Annotated in this window: 21 protein-coding genes and 1 tRNA gene; 7 read left to right on the plus strand and 15 right to left on the minus strand. The window is 60.2% G+C overall.

The annotated features are described in order from the left end of the window. The first annotated feature begins 33 nt into the window (after positions 1-33). The 5 genes from ABH945_RS29070 (at position 34) to ABH945_RS29090 (ending at position 6284) form a co-directional block, all read left to right on the plus strand. Complete coding sequence (locus ABH945_RS29070) at positions 34-1803, plus strand: GMC family oxidoreductase (protein WP_074771518.1); 1770 nt, start codon at positions 34-36, stop codon at positions 1801-1803. Further along, positions 1800-3095: a c-type cytochrome gene (locus tag ABH945_RS29075; RefSeq protein ID WP_429252895.1), complete on the plus strand. Its 1296-nt coding sequence runs from the start codon at positions 1800-1802 to the stop codon at positions 3093-3095. The genes ABH945_RS29070 and ABH945_RS29075 overlap by 4 nt, the downstream gene beginning before the upstream one ends. Positions 3096-3273: 178 nt before the next feature. Continuing rightward, positions 3274-4830 carry a methyl-accepting chemotaxis protein gene (locus ABH945_RS29080; protein WP_429252896.1) on the plus strand — a complete coding sequence of 519 codons (1557 nt, stop codon included), beginning with the start codon at positions 3274-3276 and terminating at the stop codon, positions 4828-4830. A gap of 85 nt (positions 4831-4915) precedes the next feature. After that, entirely contained in the window at positions 4916-6022 is a 1107-nt protein-coding gene (locus ABH945_RS29085; RefSeq protein ID WP_429252897.1) for a lactonase family protein, read from the plus strand. Positions 6023-6206: 184 nt separating this feature from the next. Then, a tRNA-Gln gene (locus ABH945_RS29090) sits at positions 6207-6284 on the plus strand. A 160-nt stretch (positions 6285-6444) separates the two neighbouring features. On the opposite strand, the gene ABH945_RS29095 is transcribed toward ABH945_RS29090, so the two are convergent. The 9 genes from ABH945_RS29095 to ABH945_RS29135 form a co-directional block, all read right to left on the minus strand. Next, positions 6445-6702: a DUF4148 domain-containing protein gene (locus ABH945_RS29095; RefSeq protein ID WP_074771521.1), complete on the minus strand. Its 258-nt coding sequence runs from the start codon at positions 6700-6702 to the stop codon at positions 6445-6447. Between the two features lie 248 nt (positions 6703-6950). Then, a complete protein-coding gene (locus tag ABH945_RS29100) occupies positions 6951-7592 on the minus strand; it encodes a c-type cytochrome (protein ID WP_429252898.1) in 642 nt (213 codons plus the stop codon). An 11-nt stretch (positions 7593-7603) separates the two neighbouring features. Beyond that, positions 7604-9541 (minus strand): thiamine pyrophosphate-binding protein, encoded by a 1938-nt coding sequence (locus ABH945_RS29105; protein WP_429252899.1) that lies wholly within the window; start codon positions 9539-9541, stop codon positions 7604-7606. Positions 9542-9623: 82 nt separating this feature from the next. Next, positions 9624-10307, minus strand: a complete 684-nt coding sequence (ligK, locus tag ABH945_RS29110) for a 4-carboxy-4-hydroxy-2-oxoadipate aldolase/oxaloacetate decarboxylase (RefSeq protein ID WP_429252900.1) — start codon at positions 10305-10307, stop codon at positions 9624-9626. 2 nt (positions 10308-10309) lie between these two features. Further along, positions 10310-11335, minus strand: a complete 1026-nt coding sequence (locus ABH945_RS29115) for an amidohydrolase family protein (protein ID WP_074771525.1) — start codon at positions 11333-11335, stop codon at positions 10310-10312. A 64-nt stretch (positions 11336-11399) separates the two neighbouring features. Further along, the gene (locus ABH945_RS29120; RefSeq protein ID WP_074771526.1) at positions 11400-12431 is read right to left on the minus strand and encodes a porin; all 1032 of its coding nucleotides are present in this window, start codon (positions 12429-12431) and stop codon (positions 11400-11402) included. A gap of 162 nt (positions 12432-12593) precedes the next feature. Continuing rightward, positions 12594-13952: a C4-dicarboxylate transporter DctA gene (gene dctA, locus ABH945_RS29125; protein WP_429252901.1), complete on the minus strand. Its 1359-nt coding sequence runs from the start codon at positions 13950-13952 to the stop codon at positions 12594-12596. Positions 13953-14020: 68 nt separating this feature from the next. After that, the gene (locus ABH945_RS29130) at positions 14021-14950 is read right to left on the minus strand and encodes a hypothetical protein (protein WP_429252902.1); all 930 of its coding nucleotides are present in this window, start codon (positions 14948-14950) and stop codon (positions 14021-14023) included. 14 nt (positions 14951-14964) lie between these two features. Continuing rightward, the gene (locus ABH945_RS29135) at positions 14965-15816 is read right to left on the minus strand and encodes an amidohydrolase family protein (protein ID WP_429252903.1); all 852 of its coding nucleotides are present in this window, start codon (positions 15814-15816) and stop codon (positions 14965-14967) included. A gap of 143 nt (positions 15817-15959) precedes the next feature. On the opposite strand from ABH945_RS29135, the gene ABH945_RS29140 reads away from it, so the two are divergent. Continuing rightward, positions 15960-17195: a LysR substrate-binding domain-containing protein gene (locus ABH945_RS29140; RefSeq protein WP_429252904.1), complete on the plus strand. Its 1236-nt coding sequence runs from the start codon at positions 15960-15962 to the stop codon at positions 17193-17195. Positions 17196-17272: 77 nt separating this feature from the next. On the opposite strand, the gene ABH945_RS29145 is transcribed toward ABH945_RS29140, so the two are convergent. From ABH945_RS29145 to ABH945_RS29170, 6 genes are all read right to left on the minus strand, one after another. Then, a complete protein-coding gene (locus ABH945_RS29145) occupies positions 17273-18472 on the minus strand; it encodes an MFS transporter (RefSeq protein ID WP_429252989.1) in 1200 nt (399 codons plus the stop codon). A gap of 157 nt (positions 18473-18629) precedes the next feature. Further along, entirely contained in the window at positions 18630-19214 is a 585-nt protein-coding gene (locus ABH945_RS29150; RefSeq protein WP_429252905.1) for a carboxymuconolactone decarboxylase, read from the minus strand. A gap of 35 nt (positions 19215-19249) precedes the next feature. Continuing rightward, positions 19250-21286, minus strand: coding sequence for a tripartite tricarboxylate transporter permease (locus ABH945_RS29155; RefSeq protein ID WP_429252906.1), 2037 nt, complete (start codon positions 21284-21286; stop codon positions 19250-19252). A gap of 227 nt (positions 21287-21513) precedes the next feature. Then, on the minus strand, positions 21514-22377 hold the full coding sequence (locus tag ABH945_RS29160; RefSeq protein ID WP_429252907.1) for an amidohydrolase family protein: 864 nt from the start codon (positions 22375-22377) through the stop codon (positions 21514-21516). Between the two features lie 131 nt (positions 22378-22508). After that, positions 22509-23531 (minus strand): Bug family tripartite tricarboxylate transporter substrate binding protein, encoded by a 1023-nt coding sequence (locus ABH945_RS29165; protein ID WP_429252908.1) that lies wholly within the window; start codon positions 23529-23531, stop codon positions 22509-22511. A gap of 422 nt (positions 23532-23953) precedes the next feature. Further along, positions 23954-24931 (minus strand): LysR substrate-binding domain-containing protein, encoded by a 978-nt coding sequence (locus tag ABH945_RS29170; RefSeq protein WP_429252909.1) that lies wholly within the window; start codon positions 24929-24931, stop codon positions 23954-23956. Positions 24932-25194: 263 nt separating this feature from the next. Here ABH945_RS29170 and ABH945_RS29175 point away from each other — a divergent pair, with 263 nt between their 5' ends. Then, positions 25195-26220: an ABC transporter substrate-binding protein gene (locus ABH945_RS29175; RefSeq protein WP_429252910.1), complete on the plus strand. Its 1026-nt coding sequence runs from the start codon at positions 25195-25197 to the stop codon at positions 26218-26220. The last annotated feature ends 150 nt before the right edge of the window (positions 26221-26370 follow it).

Below are 26370 nucleotides of genomic sequence, written 5' to 3' on the forward strand. Positions count from 1 at the left end.
CAACGGACTTCACCAGCTTCAACAAGGTACATCGTGGCAAAAATCACCAATGACGCAGTCGACGTCGTCGTCGTCGGTCTCGGCTGGGCCGGTTCGCTGATGAGCATCGAGTTGGCTCAGGCGGGCCTGAAGGTGCGCGCGCTCGAACGCGGCGAAGATCGCAGCAACGCCGACTTCGCCTATCCGAAGCCCGCCGACCAGTACGCGTACGGCGTACGCAACAAGATCATGGTCACGCCGCGCGACGGCGCGCTGACCGTGCGCCACTCGGCCAGCGACACCGCGCTGCCCACCCGCAAGTGGGGCGCGTTCGTGCCCGGCACCGGCGTCGGCGGATCGGGGCTTCACTGGACCGGCGTGCTGATCCGCCCGACCCCGACCGACCTCAAGCTCAAGACCTACGCCGACCAGGCGTACAAGCCGGGTCAACTCGAAGCGGGCATGCAGGTGCAGGACTTCCCGTTCACCTGGGACGAAATGGAGCCGTACTACGACTTCTTCGAAAAGGTCTGCGGCCTGTCGGGCACCACCGGCAACCTGCGCGGCAAAATCCAGGAAGGCGGCGATCCTTTCGAGGGACCGCGCTCGAATCCGCACCCGCTGCCGCCGCTCGAAGACACGCTCAATACGTCGATGTTCGACGCCGCCGCGCGCAAGCTCGGCTATCACCCGTTCCCGAATCCGTCGGCGAACGTGTCGCGCGCCTGGACGAATCCGTACGGCAACCAGATCGCACCGTGCAACTACTGCGGCTATTGCAGCAAGTATCCGTGCCTGAACTTCTCGAAGGCATCGCCGCAAACGGCCGTGCTCGACGCGCTGAAGCGGATGGACAACTTCGACTATCGCGTGAAGGCGAACGTGCTGCGTGTCGATATGCACGCGGACGGCAAAACGGCGAAGGGCGTGACCTACGCCGACGAGCACGGCAACGAAGTGTTCCAGCCGGCGAAAATCGTCGTGCTGGCGGGCTTCCAGTTCGTCAACGTGCGCCTGATGCTGCTGTCGGGCATCGGCAAGCCGTACGACCCGGTTAGCGGCAAGGGCGTGGTCGGCCGCAACTATGCGTTTCTCAGCAACGGCGGCGCGACCCTGTTCTTCAAGGACAAGAACTTCAATCCGTTTGCGACGGCCGGCGCGACCGGGCGTCTCTTTAACGACATCTCGCCGGGCAACTTCGACGGCCCGAGCCTTGGCGTGATCGGCGGAGCGAAGATCCAGAGCGCGCAATCGTCGGGCGCGCCGATCGGCACTGCGCTTCCCCACGGCACGCCCGCCTGGGGCAAGGGCTGGAAAGAAGGCATGCAGGACTGGTACGGCCACTCGATGCGAATCAGCATCACCACGAGCTGCATGTCGTATCGCGATCATTACGTCGACCTCGACCCGACCTATAAAGACCCGTGGGGCCAGCCGCTGCTGCGCATCACGTTCGACTGGAAGCAGAACGAACTGAAATTGCAGCAGCATCTGCGCAAGATCGTGCTCGACGTCACGAAGGAACTGAATCCGGACAGCTACTCGGAGAGCTTCCTGTCGCTCGATTCGCACTGGGACATCACGAAGTATGTGTCGACGCACAACGTCGGCGGCGCGGTGATGGGCGACTCGCCGGAAACCAGCGCGCTGAACAAGTACCTGCAAAGCTGGGACGTGCACAACGTCTTCGTGCCGGGCGGCAACGCGTTCCCGCAGAACTTCCAGGCGAACCCGACGGCGACGATCGGCGCAATTACCATTTTTGCGGCTCGCGCGATCAAGGAACAGTACCTCAAGAATCCCGGCCCGCTGGTGCAAGCATGACGGCAATCAAAACACTCAAAGCTCTTCTGGGCTCGGCACTGCTGGTCACGGCAGGCGCGACGCTCGCACCGACGTTCGCGTTCGCGCAGTCCGCGGAACAGGACGCCGCGTTGATCAAGCACGGCGAGTATCTGGCCCGCGCCGGCGATTGCATGGCATGTCACAGCGCGGCGGGCAAGAAGCCGTTCGCGGGCGGCCTTCCGATCGTAAGCGGACTCGGCACGATCTACTCGACGAACATCACGCCGAGTCAGCGTAACGGCATCGGCAACTACACCGAGCAGCAATTCGCCGACGCGATTCGCAAAGGCATCCGCTCGGACGGCGCGCGACTCTACCCCGCCATGCCCTACCCGGATTACGTGAAGATCTCGGACGCGGACGTCCATGCTCTGTACACGTACTTCATGAAGGGTGTCGCGCCGGTCGACGAAGCGGCGCCGGTCACCAGCCTGAGCTTCCCGTTCAACCTGCGCTGGGGCATGGCGCTGTGGAACTTCGCGTTCACGCCGAACAAGCCGTTTGCCGCGCCCGACGGCGCGACCGAACAGGTTCGCCGCGGCGCGTACCTCGTCGAAAGCCTCGGCCATTGCGGCAGTTGCCATACGCCGCGCGGCGTCGCGATGAACGAGAAGGCCTTCGACGGCTCGGACGCGAGCTTTCTCGCGGGCGGCGATCTGAACGGCTGGACCGTGCCGTCACTGCGCGGGATGGCCCACTGGACCCAGCAGGACGTCGTCGACTATCTGCAGACCGGACGCAACAGCAAGGCAGCCGTCGCGGGCGAGATGACCTCGGTCGTCTACAACAGCACGTCGCATATGACGGACAGCGACGTGAATGCGATTGCCGCGTATCTGAAGTCGTTGCCCGCGTCTGCGACCGCGCACGCGGAGCCGGTGGCCACGTCCGCGTCCGCGCCCGATGCGACGACGGCGAAACTGACGGCGGCCCGCGAATTGACCTTGGGCGAGCGTCTTTACGTCGACAACTGCGCCGCGTGTCACTTCGTGAACGGCAAGGGAGCGCCGCGCGTGTTCCCGCATCTGGACGGCGCGACGGTCGTCAATGCGAAGGACCCGGCGGGCCTGCTGCACGTCATTCTCGCGGGCGCGCAAACGCCTTCGACGGCGAAGGCGCCTTCAGTGCTGCCGATGCCGGGCTTCGCGTATCGCCTGAACGACGATGAAGTCGCGCAACTCGCCACGTTCGTGCGCAGCGGCTGGTCGAATCATGCGCCGGCCGTGACTGCGAGCGACGCCGCCAAGGCGCGCAAGCTGGCGGCCAAATAAGCCGTCAACGCAGAGGTCAGATGAGTCTGTTGCGTAACCGTTCGGCAACAGGCTCATTTGACCCGAAAGATGGTTGCGATCGCCCTGATTGCAGCGATCTTCAGCAAATCTATTCTTAAAGAGTTCGTGTAATCTGCCGTTAAAGTAGTCATCGTACAACTCCCGGATTCAAAGCGGCATGAGAAACGTCTCGGTTCGAACCAGTCTCCTCGCAGTTTTCCTGATCTTTGCCGTGATGATTCTGCTCGGAGGTGCGGTCGGCATCGCCGCGCTCAGTCGAGCGAACGAGAATCTGAATCGCGTCCATCAGATCGCCACCCAGGAAATCCTCGTCAACGACGGCTACAAGGATTCCACCCGCAGCCGCGCCGCGTTGACTCGCGCTTACTCCGCGCTCAAGGAGCGCAACGACGAAGCGACCCGCGACTCCGCGTTGAAGAGCGCCGGGACGACCATCAATCGTGCGGCCGCTGAAACCACCGCATTCCAGAATGCCGCTGCGTTCAAAGGCATCGACGACGCACTGAAGCAGCAGTTGATCGACTCGTCGACCCAACTCGCACAAACGCTGAAAAAGGCCGCCGACGCGCTGCGTGCCGGCGACACCAACGCGTACGCGGCGATCAACGACCGCGAAATTACCGCGAACGGCGCGGCGTATTCAGCGAGCGTCGAGAAATTCCAGAGCCTGGCCAGTTCGTTGTCCAACGACGCGATTACCCAGGACGATCAGGAGTATTCGTGGGTCATCAGTCTCGTCGTTGTCGGTGTGTGCGCCGCTCTCGCGCTCATCGTCGCGTCGCACTTCGCGTTGAAGCGGATTGTGACCGCGCCGCTGAGCGAGGCGACCAACCTGCTCGACCAGATCGCGGCGAACGACCTGACCGCGCGCATTCCCGCCGCGAGCGCCAACGAAATCGGCCAGCTTTTCGCGGCCATGCAGCGGATGCAGCGCGGCTTGTCGCAGACGGTGGCGAACGTGCGCAACAGTTGCGAAGCGATTCACGGCGGCGCGCGTGAAATCGCGGCAGGCAATCTCGATCTGTCCAGCCGCACGGAACAGCAATCCGCCGCACTGGAAGAGACGGCGGCCAGCATGGAGCAGTTGACCTCCACCGTTAAACAGAACGCGGACAACGCGCAGCAGGCCAGCCGCCAGGCGACCGACGCAGCCGACGTCGCCGAGGGCGGCGGCACGGTCGTCGAGCGAGCCATCCAGACCATGAACACGATCACCCAAAGCTCGCGCAAGATTTCCGAGATCACGGGGATGATCGACAGTATTGCGTTCCAGACCAATATTCTGGCGTTGAACGCGGCGGTCGAATCGGCGCGCGCGGGCGAACAGGGACGCGGTTTCGCCGTGGTCGCGAACGAGGTTCGCAGCCTGTCGCTGCGCAGCGCAGACGCCGCCCGCGAGATCAAGGCGCTGATCGGCGCATCGGTCGAGGACGTGGCGAACGGCAGCAGCCTTGTCACGCAGGCCGGCGAGTCGATGAAGCAGATCGTCCACGCGGTGCGCGGCGTCGCCACGCTGATGAATGAAATCAAGGCCGCGACCATCGAGCAGAGCGCGGGCATCGAACAGGTCGGCCAGGCCGTCACGCAGATGGATCAGGTCACGCAACAGAATGCCGCGCTCGTCGAGGAAGCCGCCGCGGCGGCAAGCGCGCTCGAAGAGCAGGCTCAGTCGATGACGCACGCCGTCTCGGCATTCCGGCTCGCTACGCACTGACAGGTGCGACGGCCGACAGTCTTATTGTCCAGAGTCCGCCTGGAATCTGGACACGAGAGAAATAGAACTATCGATAAACGGAGAAATGAATATGAACGTTAAACGCGTGGTGGGCGCAATCGCAATGCTGTGTGCCGGTGTTTCGATTACCGGCGTCTCACAGGCCGCGACGTACGCGTACGTGTCGAACGCGGATAGCCAGGATATTTCGGTGTTCAGCGTCGACGAGTCGAACGGCTCGCTTGCGCCGGTGGAAACCGTGAACGTCGGCGGAACGGTAATGCCGATGGCGTTTTCGCCGGACCATCTGCGGCTTTATGCCGGTGTGCGCTCGAAGCCGTATCGCGTGGTGAGCTTCGCGGTCAATCCGCTCGACGGCCGCCTGATCGAGCTTGGCAAATCGCCGCTTGCTGAAAGCATGGCGTATATCTCGACCGATGCCACCGGCCGCTATCTGTTTTCCGCGTCGTACGGCGGCAACATGCTCGCGGTGAACAGCATCGGCACGAACGGTGTCGTTGGCAACGTGCAGCAAACCATCAAGACCGGGCCGATGGCCCACGCAATCCGCCCTGCTCCCGACAACCGTTACGTGTTCGCGTCGGTGCTCGGTTCGGACGCGTGGCTGCGCCTGAAATTCGACGCGTCGAATGGACAGCTCACTGAAGACGCCGCGCCTGCCTATTCGCTTCCGCCGAAATCGGGTCCGCGTCACTTCGTGTTTTCGCCGGATCATCGCTTCACGTACCTCATCGACGAACTCGACGGCAAGGTGCACGTGCTCGCTTTCGATGCCGCTCACGACACCGTCAAGCCGATCGACACAGCCTCCGTGCTGCCGCCCAACTTCGGCGCAGCGACGCCGTGGGGAGCCGATCTTCATCTGACGCCGGACGGCCGCTTCCTGTACGTGTCCGAGCGCACGTCGAGCACGCTGTCGGCGTACAAGGTGAACACATCAACGGGCAAGCTGACGCGCTTTGCTACGTACGACACCGAAAAGCAGCCGCGCGGATTCAATATCGATCCGTCGGGCAAGTACCTGCTTGCAGTCGGCCAACTGTCGACGAATCTGAGCGCTTATCGCATCGACGGCAAGACCGGCAAGCTCACGGCAATCGGACAGTATCCGGTTGGCAAGGGCGCGAACTGGATTGAAATGGTCACGTTTAACGGCACGAACGGTAATTAAGGCTTTCCAGCGACGCGGCAATTGCCGTCTCGCTGGCTTCGTTCAGATCGGCGGGTGTCTTCGTAGCGATGGCACTCGCCGCTGAAAATCGCTCGCGTCATCCCACAAGAGCGGCGTGTCGAAAAAAATTTTGCGAGGGGATTGGCTTCTGCCAATTTTTTGGTTATAGTTTCGGTCCTCGCGTAGGGGAGTCGCCAAGTTGGCCTAAGGCACCGGATTTTGATTCCGGCATTCGAAGGTTCGAATCCTTCTTCCCCTGCCACCATTTCTCCACGAGATCGCAAGCGCGATCCTCGTTTAAATCCAGCCAGTCAGGCCTGGATTTTCTGCTCCCACTTTGAATACCGTGTGCTCGACTGAATCGTCGAGATCGTTGCACGTAACCCGAAGTGCTTCAGGTTACGTCAACAAAATCCAGCTGCTTACTGCCGCGACTGTGTCGTACCGGCCAGGTCCGAACCATAGCCGCTGACATCGCCTTTCTGAGCCGCCACAATTGCCTCGGCGCGCTGCACGTCGCGCGGATACTCTTCGTCGACGTTCGGGTTGTAGCCTGCCTTTTCGAGTTGCGCGAGTTCGGTGCGAACCTGCGCACGCGTGACGTTCGGGGTGGACTGAGCGTACGAGAACGCGGGAATCGCGATGATCGCGACGGCAACAGCTTTGCTCAGCAATGTCATTTTTCAGCTCCAGAAGTTTGCGTAAGAGACGTTCGTCTGCTTAACCAATGAAGCCAGTATAAGGGTTACCTCCAATAGGGTAATTGCTTATTTATTGCCCTTTCGTTACGAACTTTAACGGCGCTACAAGGCATTTCAGAGGGGCACGAATCGCCGCGGAAATGACCAACCTCCGAATAGAACATCCGGCAAATTTTGCGCGAAAAAGTCCGACTGGACGTTCGTCCTCCGGCAGCCAATCTGTCGCCCTACTCGGCACTCTTCATCGATGCCACGTATCGTGCGACATCGCGCACGTCCGCCGCGCTAAGCGTATTTGGGAACAGCTTCGGCATGATGCTGCCCGACGGTTCCCGAATACGCGCTTCGATATCCGCCATCTGACGACGGCTCGACATACCGGTCAATGCCGGCCCGACTCCACCCTCGCCGGTTTGCCCATGACAGGCGGCACAGTTTGCACGGTAGATGGCCGCACCGTGTTCGGGTGGCATCGCAGCTTCCGGCGTCGACGGTGCGCCGTTGCTCAACAACGCGATACTGTCAGCCGAAGGACTTGGTGGAATCGACACGAGGTACGCGTGAATACGTGAAATCTCGTCGTCCGAGAGAATCTTTCGGCTGAAAACCGGCATCTGCCCCTTCGGGTCGTGAACGTAGGCCTGCATGGCCGGCAGTGGTATCGGATGAGGTGCGAGTGCCGGTCCGGTCGTAATACTGCCTTGCCCGAATGTGCCGTGACATTCGTAGCAGCCCTTCTGCATGTACAGCGCGCGACCAGTGTCGATTTCGGCGCCAGCATCCGCATACGACGAATTCGACCATGCGATGCATGACGCCGCAGCGACGAGTGTCACAAGATGCGCGGTCAATCGCGAATGAGCCTTCATTTCCCGCTCCATCACCTGGGTTGAGTTAGCACATCGACGAGCGCAGGCTTGCCGCTCTTCACTTGAGACATCGCCCGCGCGAGTGCCGGCCCGAGTTCGCCAGGTTCCGATACTGGCCCTTCCGCCCACATCCCCATGCTTTTCGCCAGCGCGGCAAAGTCGATCGGCGGGTCCTGAAGCAGCGTGCCCATCGTCCCTCTTTCGGGATGCCGGTCCCGACGGCTCGCCATGCGCTGGATGTGCATGGTCTCCTGATGCCACGCCCGGTTGTTGTGCATCACCGTCAGCAACGGCAACGCGTGATGGGCCGCCGTCCAGAGCGCGCCGGGCAGCACCATCAGATCGCCGTCGGTCTGGATATTGACCGCGATGCGGCCCGCGTCGCGATGGGCAAGTGCAGCGCCCACCGCCGCGGGCGCGCCGTAACCCACTCCATAGCCGCCGCCCGAGCCAATGAACTGGTAAGTCTTCGTGAAGTCCCACAGCCGCAGCGGCCACATACTGATCGGGTTGGGCGGCGACACCATTGCCCAGTCCTCGTGACGGATCACGTTCCAGACTTCCTGACACAAGCGCGCGGTACTGATTGGACTGGCATCCCACGCACGCGTCGCGGCTTCGCGCGCGTTGTTGCGCATTTCCGCGAACGCGAGTTTCATCGGCTGCTCGCGTGCGGCAACGATCTCGCTTTGCGCGGGTGTGATGGCCGCGAGCACCGCGTGAAGCAAGCCGGGCAACGATGCTTCGGCATCGCCGGCAATAGCGAGTGCCGGTGCGGAATATCGTTCTGAATCCTGCATATTCGACTTACCGTACAGATAAGCCGTCGAGATGCTGACGACCCTGGCATCGCCGTGACCACGCGGTTTCGACGGGCGCTCGATCGTATCGGGCACGGTGCCGGTCAACCCCCAGACGTCGCCCACTTCGAGCGCGAGAATCACGTCCGCCTGCGCAAGCAGCTTCGCTTGTCGCGACGTGTGATTGAGGTAGTGACCGGTCGGGAAATTCATGCGCCCGAGCTGATCGACGACCGGCGCGTTGAGCGACTCGGCGATCCTGACCAGCGTGTCCATCGCCGCCTGCGTCCTGACAGCCCGATCGGCCACGATGACAGGTGTCTTTGCACCACACAGCATGGCGGCTGCGGTCGCCAGTGCTTCGCCGCTGGCAACCGGCGGTGTCGCTACGCGCAGCGGCGGCACGCGAATATCGCGCGGATCGGCGATCGGCTGTTCCTGCAATTCGGTATCGGCGACGATCAGCACCGGCTCCATCGGCGGCGTGACCGACATCGTGTATGCGCGCATGAACGACTCGGCATAGTGCTGAAGCGACATCGGATAGTCGTCCCACTTCGTGTAGTCGCGCACGAGCGCGCCGAGATCCTGCGCGGTGTGATACCACTCCACGCCGGGACGGCGCTTCGTTGCGTCGGCGATATTGCCTGCCAGCACCATCATCGGCACCCGGTCGCACCACGCGTTGTAGATCGCCATCGACGCGTGTTGCAGACCCACCGTGCTATGAACCAGGCACGCCATCGGCTTGCCCGCGACCTTGGCATAGCCATGCGCAATCGCGGCAGACGCCTCCTCGTGCGTGCAAACGATCAATTGCGGATGCACGTCGCCCGCGTAATTGACGATCGATTCGTGAATGCCGCGAAAGGTCGAACCAGGCATCGCGGCCACGTAGTCGATACCTGCGATTCGCAGCAGGTCCACCATCAAATCCGAACCGGGGTTGCCGATGTGCGCCGCGTCGGCCGCCGGTGCTTCCATCAACGACGGCGCCTGGGTTTCGGCCGCGATCAGCGCCGGATGCGGACGCTCGACGTCGGGCGCTTTGTCAGTGGCAGACTGCGCAGCGCTCGCGCCCGGTTTTGCCAGCACCGCTGCCGTGCCGGTGACGAGCGCCTCTTTGAGAAACTTACGTCGGCCAGTCATGTCTCCAATGTCCTCTTTATTATTCATTGAGCGGCGTGGCTTATGGGCTTGGCGCATGCCGTGAGTCGACTCGTGGACGTCGTCAATCGATATAGCGAAGCCCCAGTTTGTCCAACGGCTCACGCATCTGATACATGTCGAGCCCCAGAACGCCCGACGCTAGCCTCGCGCGCTTCTGCCCTTCGTTCGCCTCGCGCGCGCTGGCGCTTTCGAGCGTTCGCGCCGCCATTGCCTGCGGCACCACGACGACGCCATCCTGATCCGCGACGACGACATCGCCCGGCACGACCAGCGCGCCCGCGCATACCACCGGCACGTTGACCGAACCGAGGGTCGCCTTGATCGTCCCCTTCGACGAAATCGCCTTACTCCACACCGGGAAATTCATGTCGGCGAGCACGCTGACGTCGCGCACGCCTGCATCGATAACGAGACCTCGCGCGCCACGCGCCTTGAAGCTGGTGGCAAGCAGGTCGCCGAAATAGCCGTCCGTGCAATCGGCGGTGATGGCGGCGACCACGAGGTCGCCCGGTTGAATCTGTTCGGCAGCGACGTGCAGCATCCAGTTATCGCCGGGATGCAATAACACGGTCACCGCCGTGCCCGATGCAATCGCGCCGGAATAGATCGGCCGCATATACGGCTTGAACAATCCGGTCCGGCCCATTGCCTCGTGCACGGTCGCGCTGCCCAGTGCGCCGAGTGCCTCCGCGACACGACTGTCCGCGCGCGAGATGTTGCGATAAACCACGCCCAGTTCGTACATGTTCAACGTCCTTGTGCAATCAGCGCGGCGTCCAGCCGTGGATAAACCCGGCGCGCGTTGCCTTCGTAAATCTTGTAGCGCTGCTCGGGCTGCATGTCGGCGGCTTCGATATAGCGCTTCGTATCGTCGAAATAATGCTGCGTGTACGGATCGATGCCGCGCACGGCGCCGATCATTTCGCTCGCGAACAGAATGTTGTCGACGGGAATGACTTCCGTCAGCAAATTGATGCCGGGCTGGTGATAAACGCAGGTGTCGAAGAAAATGTTATTGAGCAGATGATCTTCCAGCGGCGGCTTTTTCATTTCCTGCGCAAGACCGCGAAAGCGTCCCCAGTGATAGGGCACCGCACCGCCGCCGTGCGGAATCACGAAGCGCAGCGTGGGGAAATCGTGGAACAGGTCCGAGGTCAGACACTGCATGAAAGCTGTGGTGTCCGCATTGAGATAGTGCGCGCCGGTGGTATGGAAACACGCATTGCAGCTTGTGCTGACGTGAATCATTGCAGGCAGGTCGTACTCCACCATCTTCTCGTAGATCGGATACCAGTAGCGGTCGGAGAGCGGCGGGCTGGTCCAGTGACCGCCCGATGGATCGGGATTCAGATTGATCGCGACATTGCCGAACTGCTCGACGCATTTCACCAGCTCTGGAATGCACGTCGCGGTATCGACTCCCGGACTCTGCGGCAGCATGGCGGCAGGAATGAAATGCTGCGGAAACAGCTGGCTCACGCGATAGCACAACTCATTGCAAATTGCCGCCCATGTGCTCGACACTTCGACATCGCCGATATGGTGCGCCATGAAACTCGCACGCGGACTGAAGATGGTGAGATCGAGGCCGCGCTCGCGCATCAGGCGCAACTGGTTGGTCTCGATCGATTCACGCAGTTCGTCGTCGCTGATCTTCAGTTCGGAAGGATTCGGACTGAGCGACGGCTGACCGATCGCGGCGACCTGTCTGTTGCGCCAGTTCTCCAGCGCTTTGGGTGCAGTCGTGTAATGCCCATGGATATCGATGATCATTCTGGCTCCTGAAATTCAGCGCGTGCATCGCTCACGCGCGTCTGGCTAGGTGTCCGGTCTTTGGCTAGAACAGCACGTCGATACCGACGGTCACTGCCGTCTGGCTTGACGAACCGGTCGGGTTGAGCGTGCTGACAACTGCATGTTTGTACGTCGTGTAGTCGACCTCTCCGTACAACGTCGTGCGCTTGGAGAGCAAATAGGCGAGCGAGATAATCGACAGGCCGCGGCGGCTCGCCTTGTCGGTCGACACGGTGGTCTGGTAATAGCCACCGTTGAAAATCACATCGGGCCTGATGGTCCACGACAGACCGCCGAACGCGTTGTTGGTGACCTGATGCGGTGTAGTGGGGTTTTGCAGGTCTTCGGACATGAAACCGCCGGACAGACGCACCGGGCCGATTCTGTAGCCCGCGCCAGCCATGTAATAGCTGTCGCTGAGATAAGCGGTGCCGGTCAGAATATTGCGGTGTCCATACACTCCGCCGATGTCGGCCGGGCCCATTTCGTAGCTCATACCGACGGAGCGCGTTGCTCCACTGCTGAAATTGCCAGGCACACCGCCGAACGAGTTGTCCACTTCGAACAGCAACGGCCCGAAGTTGTTCTTGTACTTGATGGAATTGTTGTTGCGGGTGCCGTCAGATGCAGTGGTCAACGGCAGGATCGGCGTGAAGTGAAAGCCGAACGGATCGTAAATGCTGATGATGTCGTGCGAAATCGTGTATTGGCGTCCGAGATCGAGTATCCCGTATTTTTCATGTCCAATACCCACGTACGACTGCCGGTTGAACAGAACGCCCGTCGTATTATCCAGTTGACCATTGCCGAGGTTGAAACCGCTTTCGAGGCGAAAGTGAGCATTCCAGCCGTCACCCAGATCTTCTCTACCCAGAAAACCGAGCTTGTTCGAACTGTAATAGCCGTTCGAGTTCATCGTCACCACTGAGCCGCCGCCCTTTGCCGCATTCGTCTGATAACGGACGCCACCGTCTGCGGTCCCGTAGATCTGCACGCTGCTTTGCGAATATGCGGGAACTGCGCCAGAAGCAAGCGAGAGCCCGACGCCAATGCTTTTCCAAACCTTTGCTTTCATCAAGTGTCTCCAATATATTTTTTATAAAGCAGGATACGGTGGACAAAGTTCTCCCCACGATACGTATAACTAATTACGCGTATCGATCTGGATACCTGTTCCGGTCGTTTCAGGCCGGTGGCATCGGATCTTCGATGCCACCGTCGTTGCGAGAAGATGCTGCTAGTTGCCTGCGTGTCCGCTGGTCGTCTGATTGAGGCGGGCCGGCGACGATGAAGGTGCCTTGAAGCCCGCTTTCAGCTCACGGTGTAATGCGACGCGGTCGAGCGCCTTTTCCCAATTCGCCACCACGATCGTGGCGACGCTATTGCCGATGATGTTGGTAAAAACGAATCCGCTGGACATCGCCTTGTGAATGCCGAGGATCAGCGCAATGGATTCGACGGGTATCGTGTTCGACGCTGTGAGCGTCGCCGCAAGCACTGCGATGGCGGCACCCGAAACGCCTGCTGCGCCCTTCGACGTCAGCAACAGAACGGCGAGCAGCACCAGTTGATCGTGCCAGGTCATCGGCGTGTTGGTCGCCTGAGCGAGGAACACTGCCGCTGCAGCAAAATACAGACACGTACCGTCGTGATTGAACGTGTAGGCAGTCGGCAGAACCAGACCCACTACCGATTTCTCGCAACCAAGTCGTTCCAGCTTATCGATCAGTTGCGGGAATACGGTTTCCGACGAACTCGTGCCGATCACGAGCAATAGCTCCGCACCGATATACCGCATCAGACGCAGCAGACTGAAACCGTTCACTTTCGCGATCGGCCACAGAACCAGCAGAAGAAACAGTAAGCAGGTCAAATAGAACTCGAGCACCAGCTTGCCGAGCGAGAGCAATGTGCCGAAACCGAATTTGCTTACCGTGAATGCAATGGCGCCGAATGCCGCGAGGGGAGCGATTTTCATCGTCAGCCCAATGATCCAGAACAGCGATCCCGACACTGCTTCGATCAGATTCAATGCAGGCTGCGCACGTTCGCCGATTGCCGCGAGACCGAACGCGAACAGCACCGAGAAGAACAGCACCTGAAGCACATCACCGCCCGCGAACGCGCTGATCGCGGTGTGCGGAATCACATTCAGCAGAAATTCGCTCGTCGTGATGACGTGATGCGCGCTGGCGACGTACGTATCCACTGCCGCGGAATGCACGCTGTGAATGTCAACGTTCATACCAACGCCGGGCTTCAGCACATTGACGACCACAAGGCCCAGCACCAGTGCGATCGACGTCACGACTTCGAAATACAGCAGCGCCTTGATCGCGACACGGCCAACCTTCTTGAAGTCGTTGACGCCCGCAATGCCGCTGCAAACGGTGCAGAAAATGATCGGGCCAATCAGCATCTGGATGATGCGGATAAAGGCGTCGCCAACGGGCTGCAGGTTGATGCCGAACTTCGGAAAGAAGTAACCCGTGGCGACACCGATCGCCATGCCAGCCAGCACCTGGAAAGATAAGTCGAGATAGAACGGGCGACGTTCCCTCGGTTTCGCGGCGGCGGATTTGCCGGGCAGGCTCATGGTGTCTCCTTGACAGACTACGGCGAATTCGGATTCGCTCAAAAATCGTAAAACGGACGAATGCAGCGTTAGCGCGCAGCGTCGCCCAGAACACCCATACTGTCGGCGAAGATTTCGTCGACGGTCAGCTTGCGGGGTAACAGACCCTGCTGCTCGCAGAACGCCAGAGTTTCTTCCAACGGCCCGCGAAGCGCGTCATACCCGAACAGCAGCTTATCCGGTTTCCCTGCATTGTCCGCGGCCACCGATTCCTTACCGCGTTTCAGCAGGTCGTACACCGCGCGCACGGCTTGCGGATTCGAATTCACCAATTCGCTCGTGACCGTCACCACATGGTTGATCGGCACATAGTGATGCAATGCATACCACTCTCGATCGGCAGCCGCCGCATTTTCAATCAGCGGTTTGAATTCGGGATCGTCGGGAAGATCGTTGCCGAGAATCGCGGCATCGATTTCACCCGCGCGTAGCATCGGCAATAATTGCTTGCCAGCCGCCCGACGAACGAAGGAGGGATCGGCATACTCTTCCAGATGGCCGCCTTCGATCGTCACCCAGTCGACTTCTTCGAGCGGCACCCCATAGGTCTCACCGAGAATCGCGCGCACCCACATGCCGGTGGTCTGCGTGTAAGCTCGCACGCCGACGCGCTTGCCAGCGAGATTGCCGAGATCCGGTTTGGCGCGCTGCGCGTTATAGATGATGCAGCCTTGCTGGAAACGCGCCGCAACGACGGCGGGCAAGAGCACGAGCGGTTTGCCGTAGGCTTTCGCCTGCAGGTACGTGACGATTGCCAGTTCGCTCACGTCGTAGGCCTGGCGGCGGGCCATCGGTGCGAACGCACCGTGAATGGGTTCGATCTCCTCGAACAGCAGTTCGACTGCGGGATCGGTCAGTTCGCCCGCTTTCAGCGCTCGCGTGTGCGGATAGGTTTTCAGCGCAGTCTTCAGTCGCACAGGTTGCGTCGTATTGCTCATGATCGGGTGTTCCAGTTGCATTCGAAGTCGACGGCTCAGGCGGCCAGTGCGGGATACACCTCAAGCGCGGTGCCGCCGAAGATCGCCTCCTGCGCGTCGGCGGGCAGCATCGAAAGGCTTTCGCGGGCTTCGGCCAGCAGTTGCGGCAACGCACCTTCGGCAGCCGGGAAATTCGAGCCCCACGCAATCCGGTTTGCGCCGAACGCGTCGAGCACGCGCGGGAAAAACGCGGCCGGCGTCGAAGCGCCCCGCCCCGCTTCGGCAATCGTCCGGTTCGTCAACTTCAGAAACACGCCCTGATGCGACGCGAGGCTGAACAACGGCGCGGCCGCTTCGTACGGAGGACCACCGGCCAGGTCAGGACGTGCGAGGTGGTCGAGCAGCACCCGGATATCCGGAAAGCGCGCGAGCATGTTGAGAAGTGCGGGAATGCCCTGTGAGGTCATCTGCAGGCAGATCGACACGTTGTGACGCTGCGCGTATTCCCACACGGGAAACGAGCGCTCGTCGTCGAGCCAGCCCGCCTGCCCCGGCATCGTCGTGCCGGTCGTGAACAGACGCAGCCCGGCGAGTCCTGCGTCGAGCCAGCGCTGCAGTTGCGAGACGGCGTCGTCCGCCAGCACGTCGATCGAAAATACGCCGACGAATCGGTCCGGGTGATTGCGCACCGCCTCGACCACATAACTATTGTCGTTGCCGTAAACCGTCGACGCCTGCACCACCACAGCCCGGTCGATGCCCGCCTGGTCCAGCGATGCAAGCAGCCCTTCGAAGCTGACGGGGCGCTTCGCCGACCACTCGGACTGGTGACCGCCGACCGGCGCAAGCGGATAGCTCTGTTTATCTGAGGAAATTGCGTGAGTGTGCGTGTCGACAACAACGGCCATGAACGTGCTCCTGACTGAAAATGTTCTGCTTGAATGAACGTTAATGTAATCTCGATCACGTCAAACACCTCAATATGAAGTGAGGCCCAGCTCATAAATTTACGTTAAGCTGAGGGTTTTGGAGAGGTCGGCCGGGAGGAATAATGGGGGCTGTCGGAAAGGCATCGCAGGACGACGATCAGGCACGTTTGAGGCGTCTTTTCCTGTTCGACGCGGTGTGCGAGGCGGGAGGAATCGGACAGGCGGCGCTCCTTGCCGGGCGTACCCAGCCGGCGGTCAGCGTCGCCATCAGCAAGCTCGAAGCGAGCTTCGGCAGTCAATTGCTCGAACGCGGATTCGGGGGCAGTGAATTAACGGGTGAAGGCCAGATTCTGCAGCGACGTGTGCGCCGCATGCTCGATCAGATGGAGCGCGCCGTGACGAATCTGCTCGGTCAGACAGCGGCGGCACAGGCGCAGGCGGCCAAAATCTGCCGACGCCTGACCGACGGGCAGATTCGCTGTCACGTCGCGATCGCCGAAACGGGGTCTGCGGCAGAGGCGGCGCTGTCGCTGGGCATTTCACAGCCGGCGGTGCATCGCGCTGCACGCCAAATCGAGCAGAACGTCGGCGTGTCGCTGTATCGCCGTCGGGTGCATAGCGTGTCGGCGAACGTGGCGGGAATCGAATTCGCGCGCTGCCTGAGTCTCGCGCTCCATGAGATCGCGCAAGCGGGAGAGGAGCTGGCGTATGCGCGGGGTCAACTCACAGGGAAGGTGGCAATCGGCGTGTTGCCGCTGCTGCCGCCGCGCCTCGTCGCGCGCGCCATTCAACGGTTGAGGGAGCGCTACCCCGCCGCGCGCGTCACCGTCGAGGAAGGCTCGCATGCCCATCTGCTGCGGGAATTGCGCAGCGGAACACTCGACCTCATCATTGGCGGCTTACGCGAGCCTCGCCTTGCCGGCGTCGCACAGGAAATCGAACTATTCGCCGACCCCTACGTCGTGGCCGTGCGCAAAGGGCATCGCCTGGCGAGACGCAAGAGCGTCGCACTCCCCGATCTCGCCGACCACGACTGGGTGATGCCGCAGCACAATGTGCCGCGCCGCGCGGTGATCGACTCCATTTTTGCGCAACTGCCTGTCAAGCCGCCGCTGGTCCTCGAAACCAGTTCGCTCGCGATGATGCTGGCCATGCTGATGGAAAGCGATTGCCTCACGCTCCTCTCGCGCGCACAGATTCACGATGCCTACCCTGGACGCGAGCTGGTCGCGCTGGAACTGGAATTGCCCGAAGCGAGCCGCGCAGTCGGATATACGGTGCGAACCGACTGGCTCGGCACGACCCTTCAGCAAGCGTTCGTTGAAGGGTTGCGAGCGGAAAGTGAGTCTGAGCAATGAATCGCGCGGTGGTTGCGGCGCAGTGGTTGTAGCTCATTGCCCGCTGCAAAAAACCTCAGGCACCCGGCTCGCTACGTTCAGTGCAAGCTGTCGCGTTGGGCTAGCGGCTTGAACAAACGACTCCACGCGATGCTGACAAAAATGGTTGCACATCCCCCGAGCACGACTGAGCCGATCACGCCGAACACCGTAGCGGTCGTGCCCGATTCGAATTCGCCAAGCTGATTGCTTGCGCCGATAAACAGCGTGTTGACAGCGGAAACCCGCCCGCGCATGCGATCGGGCGTTTCCAGTTGAACCAGCGTCTGCCGCACGACGACACTGATCGTATCGGCCGCGCCCGAGATAGCCAGCAGAACGAGCGATAGGGGAAACGACCGGGACAGACCAAACGCTCCGATGCAAAATCCGTAAACGGCGACGGCGCCCAGCAGCTTTTTGCCGACCCCGCTTCGAATCGCATGACGAGACAAAATCAGGCCGACGCATAACGCTCCCACAGCCGGGGCGGAACGCAGCAAACCGAGCCCTTGCGGCCCAACGTGCAAAATCTCTCTCGCGTAAACCGGCAATAAAGCGGTGGCGCCCCCAAACAGAACAGCGAACAGATCAAGCGAGATAGCGCCGAGCAAGAGAGGGCTGCTCCACACGAAGCGCAGACCGGCAAGGATCGACTCAACCGTGGCCGGCTCGCGCGGCGGCGGCACGTAGTCGTAACGGACGAATGCGCACATGACCGCGCTCGCACTGAAAAGCACGGCACATGTGATGTAAACGGCGTTGACTCCGATTGCAAACAGGAGACCGCCCCACGCCGGGCCGCCGACTACGCAAATTTGCTGGACGACCGTGCTGAGCGCCATCGAACGCGCGAGCAACGATTGCGGAACCAGCATCGGCAGCAACGACTGCTGCCCCGCCATCTGGAACGGGCGGATGGCGCCGAGGACAAGAGACAGACCGAGCAGTACGTCGCGCGTCACGGCATGAGAAACCGTCGCTGCAGCGAGCACCGAAGCTGTGACAGCCTGAGCGGCAAGACAGACTGCGACGATCCGGCCGCGATGCATGCGATCGGCGCAGTGGCCTGCGACAAACGTCGTCGCGAGTCCTGGCAGAAACTGGAAGAGGCCGACGAGGCCCAGATCCCATGCGCTGGATGTCAGGTCATACATATGCCAACTGATCGCCAGCAAGATCATCTGCTGGGCAGTGATGGAGCCGACTCGCGCTGTCATGAAGCGCCTGAACGACGCACGGCCAATCAGTGCCGACATGCCGGTGCCTGCATCGATTGCATGCGGCGTTGTATCGCGAGGGGATGTCATTCAGGAATCGATTTTTTTACAGATGCAGATGTAAAAGCGTGGGCACACATATCCGGCAGGAAAACCTCGCGCCAGGAGAGGAGAAGCTCCGGCGCGAAGCGCCCGATCAGTTTTTGGGCTCAAGCGCGTGCAACGTCATCGCGAGTGAAACGGAGGTGAAATAGCCTATGGTAATCAGCAATTCGACGATCACCGGGCGGCCGAGTTCGGCTGCATAACGAGCGAATCGCGCATCGTCTATCACACCGCCTGCGAGAATATCGGCTACCGCTTCGCACACTACGCCTAGCCGTCCATCGACCGATTCGGGCCGTCGCTTTTCAAGAATCGCCGTGACCACCGATTCCGGAATCCCGGATTTAAGCGCATGCCGACGGTGATTGGCGATCACGTAAGGCGCGTTCCAGAACACCGCCGTCGAGAGGATCGCGACCTCTGTCTCGGCTTCGCTAAGCACCGGCGAGTGATCGACATGCGTACCGATGATTTCCATTCCTTCTGCGAGATGCGGATTGTGCAGCCAGATATTGAACGGCGTCGGAATGCGCCCTCGGCCTTCTCCAAGCCTCGCCATCACTTTCTGCTGCTCTTCGCTGGCCTTCTGTGGATCGACAGGTTCAAGTCTTTTGTCCGTCATGTTCTCTTCTTCCAATGAAACGATGCCAAGATTAATTTCACGCGCGCGCAACACGCATTGCATCGCGCGCTATTCGACCACCGGAGTCATTACGCGCCGCCTGCCGCAAGCATTGGGAAATACTGTCCCAGCAAACTGCTCGGCCACGGTATGTGGATAACCTGCTGGAAGATGCCGTACACCACGGCCGTCACGCACAGCGCGAGAATCAGGCTAAGCCGCCACGACTCGCGCCCTTCGACACGCATGAAGGCCACGATCATCAGCGGGATGGTCGGGATCATGCCGATCAGAGCCATACAAACGAGAAACGCGATAAACCACCCAAGGAATTTCGCTGCCCGCAGCAACACCGTTCTGTTCGGCAAGGCCTCTTCGTTGCTGCTGGCTACATCCATGTGGATGCCGCCAGCGCGCGCCGTTCCCGAAGGAGGCGCCACGAGAACCTTATTCGCCAGACTGAGCGTCGCGGCAACGACGAGGATGCCCGCTACCACTGTCGGTCCTATTCTTGCCATGAAGAGCCAGCCCTGTGCGCTCACCAGCATGTAGATGCCCACCCCGATGAAGAACGCGTAGGTCAGATCTTCGAGCTTGAAAACAACTTTCCCACTCGGCTTAAGCCGCGCCAGTCCGCCGCTGCGTACCAGCTTGAACAGGGGATTGAAAAAGATCGCTGCAGCAAGAATCAGCAGAACCATCACGCCCGGCCGCAATAACCAGTGGGTGCCATAGCGCATGAAAGAGATGGTCATGTAGCGCTCCATCAGCACGCCGAGAACGAGACCGAGAATCAGCGGCGGGCGGGTCCATTTCATCCGCTTCATGATCCAGCCAATCACGCCTGCAATCAGCAGGACAAAGAGATCGCCCCAACTACGCGAGCCCTGGAACGCGCCCACGTAAATGATGGGCATGATGACCGGCAAAATAAGTGTGTAGCGCAGCGTCGATATTTTGGCGAATTGCCCGCTCAGTAAAAAGCACAGGCCAGCGCCGAAGATATTGGCGAGCGCAATCGACCAGACCATCGAATAGGTCAGGTCCAGATGCTTGGTCAACATGTCCGGGCCGGGTATGAAACCATGCACCATCATCGCGCCCAGCAAGATGGCCTGAGCTGCGCCGCCGGGCACGCCGAACGCCAGCATCGGCACCAGGCTGCCGCCCTCTCGTGCATTGTTGGCGGCTTCCGGGGCAATCACACCGCGTACGTCGCCCGTCGTAAAAGTTTCTCTCGCGCCCTTCGAGGTTTGCATTGCATGACCATAAGCAATCCAGTCCGTTACCGCTCCGGTGATGCCGGGGATCGCACCCAGTGCAGCACCAAGACTGCCCAGACGAAGAACCAGGAACCAGTTTTTCAGCGTATCGGCCACCCCTTGCCGCATTCCTTCGCGTGAACTGAACTGCACGTTCTGCGCAATCGCCGTGCGCCGGATTGCGAGCTCGCACAACTCCGGCAATGCGAAGATCCCGAGAATGATCGGCACCAGTGGAATGCCGTCCTGCAGATAAAGAAGGTCGCCGGTCCAACGCATTTGCCCGGTCTCGACATTCGTGCCGATCATGCCGATGAGAATGCCGAAACATGCCGCGACGATACCTTTCAGCGGCGCGTTACCCGACAATGACGCAACCATCGAGATGCCGAAAATAGTGAGTCCGAGCATCTCGGGAGTACCGATCGACAGCACGAATGGTCGAACCAGAGGCAAGGAGACGCCGAGGATAACCGCACCGATCAGTCCGCCCAGAAGCGACGACATGTAGCACGCGCTGAGCGCACGTGAAGCTTCGCCTCGCTTCGTCATCGGCAGACCGTCGAGAACGGTTGCCTGCGAAGCGGCGTGGCCCGGTACGCCGAACAGCACGGCGGGGATCACGTCCGACGTGGTGATGACTGACGCCATGCCGAGCAACATTGCAAAAGCAGCATACGGGTCCATCGTGTACGTGAAAGGCACCAGCAATGCAAAGCCGGTCAGTCCGCCGATCCCTGGCAACAGTCCGATTGCGAGTCCGACCACGACGCCGAACACGAGAAAGATGAGACGGTGGAACTGTAAGAGTGTCGACAGAGCATGACCTGCTGCCAACAAGGTTGCATCGTTGAAAAATTCCATGAGTCATCCAGATTGGCGAGCAAGCCCAGCAGGCTCACTCTGTAAGGCGGCCGGAGGCAAAGATCAGGCATCGTATCAGACGGTCAATCGAGCGAAATCCCGGATTCGGCCACTGTCAGCCTCGTTACTTCGAGCACGGTTTCAGTACGGACCAGCGGATGCAAATAGAGCGCACGGAGGCTGTCGGTCGACAATTCTTTCTTTTCACTGCCCGCATCTGCAACCCATTACCGCTCCTTATCCGCCAGCGCCGGATATAGAATTTTCGCCGTACGACCCCAGACCCACGCACGTTCTACATCGCTGAGCGACGCAAAACAGATGTGCCCCTGATCGATCAACTTCCTGAGCGGCCCCGCCGACGCCGGGTAGTTCGAACCAAATGCCAGATGATCGGCACCGAACACTTTCACGAGATGAGGAAAGAACGCATCTGCTCCGCCCGGCGCTGCCTGCGCGAGGTCGAAAGTGCGAGGCGTTACCTTCATATAGACGTTCTCGTATTTCGCCAGTTCGAACAATTCAGCACAAGCGGCGTATGGAGGTCCGCCTTCGAGAACCGGCCGCGCGCAGTGATCGACCGCGATCCTTACGTTCGGAAATCGTGCAGCCAGCTCGGCCACCATGGGAACACCAGTAAGCGTCGTCTGGACCACCATCGTCATGCCGATCTCCGCACAACGCTCCCAGATCGGGAAAGTCGCCGGATCGACGAGCCAGCGCCCGTCCCCCTGATGGGTCGCGCCGCCGGTAAAAAGTCGAATGCCGCCCATTCCACGGGCCAGCCAGTAGTCGAACGTAGCCAGCGCGTCGACCGCCAGCAGATCGAACGAATAGACGCCCGTGAATCGCTTCGGCTGTTGCGCCACGCTGTCCGCAACGTACGCGTTGTTATGACCGTAGGTTGTCGAGGAGTGCACGATTGCGGCCTTCGACACGCCCGCCTCGTCCATCTCCGCGATCATTCTTTCGAATGTCACCGGTCGCGTGGCGGACCAGTCAGAGCGATGCCCATGTTGCGGAGCAATCGGATAGCGGACCGTGTCATTCGAAACGATATGGGGATGAATATCGATTATTTCCATTTTCATTTATCCGTATTCCTAACTAATGTAATGTCATCCATCTCCGACAGATGTATGACCTACCCGACTTGAGGCTATTTCAATGACGACCTGGAGCGCGCGGAATCAGATGCAAAACCTGCGCGCTCCCGCGCTCTTCAACCCGGACTAAAGATGAGCTTGCGTGCGCTTTCCAGTTGCGGCGCGGGTGTCGCGTAAAGCTTGTCGACAATCTGCTCCACTGCCGCGCCGTCGATCGGATCGATTGGAAATCCGGCGCTTGTCATCGCCGACTGGAACCCGGGATCGGCAATCGTCCTGGCGAAGGCTGAACGCAACGCCGCGAGTCGATCGGGCGGCACGCCGGCAGGCACCGCAATGGGCCGTCCCGCCGCGAAGGGAAGAAGGAACAGATTGAAGACCGCCTTCACCTCCGGGTTGGTGATATAGGCGCTCAGGTTTGGAACATTGGGAAACTCAGGCGGGCTTTTCCAGCCGAGTTCCAGCAACACTTTCATCTTTCCACTGGCGAGCAGCCTCACAGGATCGCCCTGCTTCAACCCGTCGACGGTCGACGCCCAACCGTCGACTTCGCCACGTTGCATCGCGAGATAAACTTCGCCTCGTCCCGTATAACCCGGTACGACGCTCATCTTCGTGCCGAGATACTCATTCAATAGCGCCGGTAAGGTCCGATCCTCGTTGGAGAACCCTGTCGCGCCACTGAACATCTTCTTTTTAAACAGATCGTCGGCGGTCGTGACGCCTGAACGAGTCATCGCAACCATGCAGTAATCGACTTTGTTCAGACTGCCAAGCCACTTCACCTTGCGCGGGTCGAACCTGCTTTGCCGTGGATCGAGCAACGGTATATAGAGATTGTTGCGCTGAAGGAAGCCCATGACAGTGCCGTCGGCCGGCTGTCGGGACTGAAGGGACGCTGCCGCCACCATCCCTCCGGCTCCGATCACGTTCATCACGACTGCCTGCGGATGTCCCGGCATGTACTTGACGAAGAAGCGTGCAAATTGCCGCGCAATGATATCGGTGGGTGTACCGGCATCGGCGCTGACCACAAGCGTGACCGTCTTGCCGCTGTAGAAACTTTCAACTGACTGATCAGAAGCCGGCGCGGCAACCGCCGTGGTGGCGACCCCCATCAGCACCGCGAAAGCGCGCAATGCGGTCCTGTAGTTCATAGTTCTGCATGTCTCCGATTGTTGTGCGATCCGTCATCACGGCAAGCTGTGCGAGGTCGCTGCCACCGATAGTGGCTCGTGTTGTCGCCAGCAGTTAGCGAGTCGACAGAACGAATTTTTGCCACTACGCCGCTTTCCGTCAATTGATAAAAACTGGGCTGCACTTGAGCAAATGGTCAAGCCGAGCGCGAAAGCATGATCGCAGGATTCCACTGACCCTGCAGCGACGACTGTCTCGTCGGCCGAATGCGTTGCGCCAATGCTTTATGTCACGGCGCGAAGTCGTTCGGATTCGTGTGCGGGGGATGTTAGAACCGGAAAGGAACTTCGCACCGGAGCAAATCAAGGCAGGAAGCAACGACCGCCTCATCAAACTTTGAACGCTCGCGGAAGCGCTTAATCATTCACTTCTTTTTGCGCGCGGACGACGCCCGGCCTGCGCTGTCAGAGGCAACCGCCATACTCTGCGCAGCGTCCTCCAGGCACGCGACCATCAGTTTCGCGCTGGGGCTCAGGCCGCGATTACGATTCCACAACACGCCTGCGGGCCGCAGCAATTGCGGCAGGCTCAGAGGCAGCGTGTGCAGACGCGGACCCGAATCGTTGACAGGTGCGCCGGCCATCACCGCAATGCACTCCGACACCTGAAGATGAGCTCGTGCAACGTGAATCGAAAGTGTTTCGATGTAATTGTTGGTCAGAGGCACATCGTGCGCTTCCAGCGTCCGCTCCAGCGGATCGCGCAAGATCGAACCGGGTGGCGGCAGGATCCACGGATAAGGCCGCAGGTCGGACCATTTCAACGACTTCTTGCGCGCCAATGGATGATGTGCGCCCGTCATCAATGTCACGGGTTCCTCGACAAGCTCTTTCTCCTCGAAGCTGCCCAGCGTGTCGGTCGGTGGCAAGCGGCCCACAACGAGGTCGAGTTGGCCTTGCCAAAGCTCCGGCAGCAGCAACGCTGTGGTGCCCTCCGTCACCATCACATTGGTGCCGGGCGAGCGTTGCTTCAGCAGATTGAGCGCCTGCGGCAGCAACACCGACGCCGAAGCCGGCAACATGCCGATGTGAATCTTCCCCGCCGTTCCCGAGTTCAGCGCCTTCAGATCGTCGCTGGCCTGATGCAGGATGGTCAGGATCGATCGCGCATGTCGAATCAGACACTCGCCGTACGGCGTGGGCACGATGCCGTGCGTGGTGCGCTCGAATAGCGTGAGTCCGAGTCCACGTTCAAGTTCGGCCAGTGACTTGGACACCGCCGGCACTGAGACATGTGTGATCTCGGCGACCTGAGTCAGATTGCGGTAGGTGTCGATGGTCGCGAGCAAACGCAGATGCCGCGCCTTCACGTTAATCTTGAGATACCAATCAAGCTCTGACACGTTGTGTCTCCCTCGCAGGTTTTACCATCTGGTTAAGTCCACGGTAATCTTATTCAATCGACCATGGGATCTGTCGCGCGCAATATCCGGATCTTTCAACAACCGTCGATCGCGGATTGCGTCGGTGCGAGCGGCTCGCGAGACCGTGAAGTGCGATTTGTGCGTCCGGCATCTCGAACGCCGTGAATGTCCACGCGCCGAAGCAGACAACAACGCAAGGCGCCGCACGACACGTGCATCGACAGCATAGACAGAGATTTCAGATGCCGCAGACTTTCAATCGTCGCCATTTCTTGCGCACGACAGGACGCCTCGCACTAAGCGCCGTCGCAGCCCCATTGACGGCACCGTATATTGCGAAAGCCGGTGCGTCACGTCTGACAGTGGTCAGCAATCCGGGCCTGGAGAATGCAACGCTCAACATACTGATGGAGCAACAGGGCTTCTTCAGGCAATTCGGTGCCAATGCGCTCATCGTCGAAGCCGCGGGCACCAGCGGTCCATTCAACGCAATCGCCACAGGCGCCGCGGATATCTGCATGGTATCGGGCTCCAACATCGTGCTGCCGCGAATTGCTGAAGGCGCACCGGTGAAGATCGTCGGTGCAGGGATGCGAAAGTGCGCGTTGACCATTTTCGCCCGGCCCGACGACATCAGAACGCTTGCCGACCTGACAGGAAAATCAGTCGCCGTGGGCCCCGCAAAGGGCTTGTTGCATATGCTGGTAATCCAGCTTTTACGGGAATCGAACATTGACGCTTCGCAGGTAAATTTCATCGATAAGGGAAGCAACGACGAATGCCATGAAGCCGTGGTTAAAGGCGAGGCCGATGCTTGCTGTTCGAGCATTTCGCATCTGAATGACGATGATGGGCTCGTGACCATCAGCGGCGGCAACTTGTGGGAGACTCTGCCCCGATGTGTTTTCCAGACCGCTTATGCCGCCGATTCCGCTCTCCGTGACCAGCACGCGAACATCGTCGCGGTCATGGCGGCTTACGGCGCGCTCTACGACTACCTGATGTCGCCGGCTGCGCATGATGCATTCTTCGAAGCGCGCAAGCATGCGCAAAAGAAATTCGATAAGGCTTCGGCGCAGGCAGTCTGGAATTTCAACCAGGTCCAGCGACCCTACTCACGGGACCTGTCGTTGACCCACGACGACATCGACTATCTGCAGGATATGGAGATCAATTTTGGCAGCCTGAAGCAGAAACTGCCTTTCCATTCGATAGCGGATATGTCGCCGGCAAACGACGCAGCGATGCTGCGCGTCGGAACACGTTAGCGGAACCACTTTGGCACGATCACTGAATCCTCGCGCGACACCCTATTGAGGTATCTGCGAGAGGATTACTTTTCTACCCCATTTCAATTAGGCACCCGAAACGTTCAATATAAGCTGAATTTCCGGGGACCAGATCAACGAAGTTCGGTC

Source organism: Paraburkholderia sp. GAS333 (assembly GCF_050435665.1).
In the GTDB taxonomy this organism is placed as follows: Bacteria; Pseudomonadota; Gammaproteobacteria; order Burkholderiales; family Burkholderiaceae; genus Paraburkholderia; species Paraburkholderia fungorum_A.

Excerpts from the sequence above, each read along its gene's own strand:
- ABH945_RS29120 (WP_074771526.1), bottom strand. The coding sequence starts at position 12,431 with ATGAAAGCAAAGGTTTGGAAAAGCATTGGCGTCGGGCTCTCGCTTGCT.
- ABH945_RS29175 (WP_429252910.1), top strand. The coding sequence starts at position 25,195 with ATGCCGCAGACTTTCAATCGTCGCCATTTCTTGCGCACGACAGGACGC.
- ABH945_RS29145 (WP_429252989.1), bottom strand. The coding sequence starts at position 18,472 with ATGTCGGCACTGATTGGCCGTGCGTCGTTCAGGCGCTTCATGACAGCG.
- ABH945_RS29135 (WP_429252903.1), bottom strand. The coding sequence starts at position 15,816 with ATGGCCGTTGTTGTCGACACGCACACTCACGCAATTTCCTCAGATAAA.
- ABH945_RS29085 (WP_429252897.1), top strand. The coding sequence starts at position 4,916 with ATGAATATGAACGTTAAACGCGTGGTGGGCGCAATCGCAATGCTGTGT.
- ABH945_RS29095 (WP_074771521.1), bottom strand. The coding sequence starts at position 6,702 with ATGACATTGCTGAGCAAAGCTGTTGCCGTCGCGATCATCGCGATTCCC.
- ABH945_RS29115 (WP_074771525.1), bottom strand. The coding sequence starts at position 11,335 with ATGATCATCGATATCCATGGGCATTACACGACTGCACCCAAAGCGCTG.
- ABH945_RS29075 (WP_429252895.1), top strand. The coding sequence starts at position 1,800 with ATGACGGCAATCAAAACACTCAAAGCTCTTCTGGGCTCGGCACTGCTG.
- dctA (WP_429252901.1), bottom strand. The coding sequence starts at position 13,952 with ATGAGCCTGCCCGGCAAATCCGCCGCCGCGAAACCGAGGGAACGTCGC.
- ABH945_RS29080 (WP_429252896.1), top strand. The coding sequence starts at position 3,274 with ATGAGAAACGTCTCGGTTCGAACCAGTCTCCTCGCAGTTTTCCTGATC.
- ABH945_RS29155 (WP_429252906.1), bottom strand. The coding sequence starts at position 21,286 with ATGGAATTTTTCAACGATGCAACCTTGTTGGCAGCAGGTCATGCTCTG.
- ABH945_RS29160 (WP_429252907.1), bottom strand. The coding sequence starts at position 22,377 with ATGAAAATGGAAATAATCGATATTCATCCCCATATCGTTTCGAATGAC.
- ABH945_RS29130 (WP_429252902.1), bottom strand. The coding sequence starts at position 14,950 with ATGCAACTGGAACACCCGATCATGAGCAATACGACGCAACCTGTGCGA.
- ABH945_RS29105 (WP_429252899.1), bottom strand. The coding sequence starts at position 9,541 with ATGACTGGCCGACGTAAGTTTCTCAAAGAGGCGCTCGTCACCGGCACG.
- ABH945_RS29100 (WP_429252898.1), bottom strand. The coding sequence starts at position 7,592 with ATGAAGGCTCATTCGCGATTGACCGCGCATCTTGTGACACTCGTCGCT.
- ABH945_RS29140 (WP_429252904.1), top strand. The coding sequence starts at position 15,960 with ATGGGGGCTGTCGGAAAGGCATCGCAGGACGACGATCAGGCACGTTTG.
- ligK (WP_429252900.1), bottom strand. The coding sequence starts at position 10,307 with ATGTACGAACTGGGCGTGGTTTATCGCAACATCTCGCGCGCGGACAGT.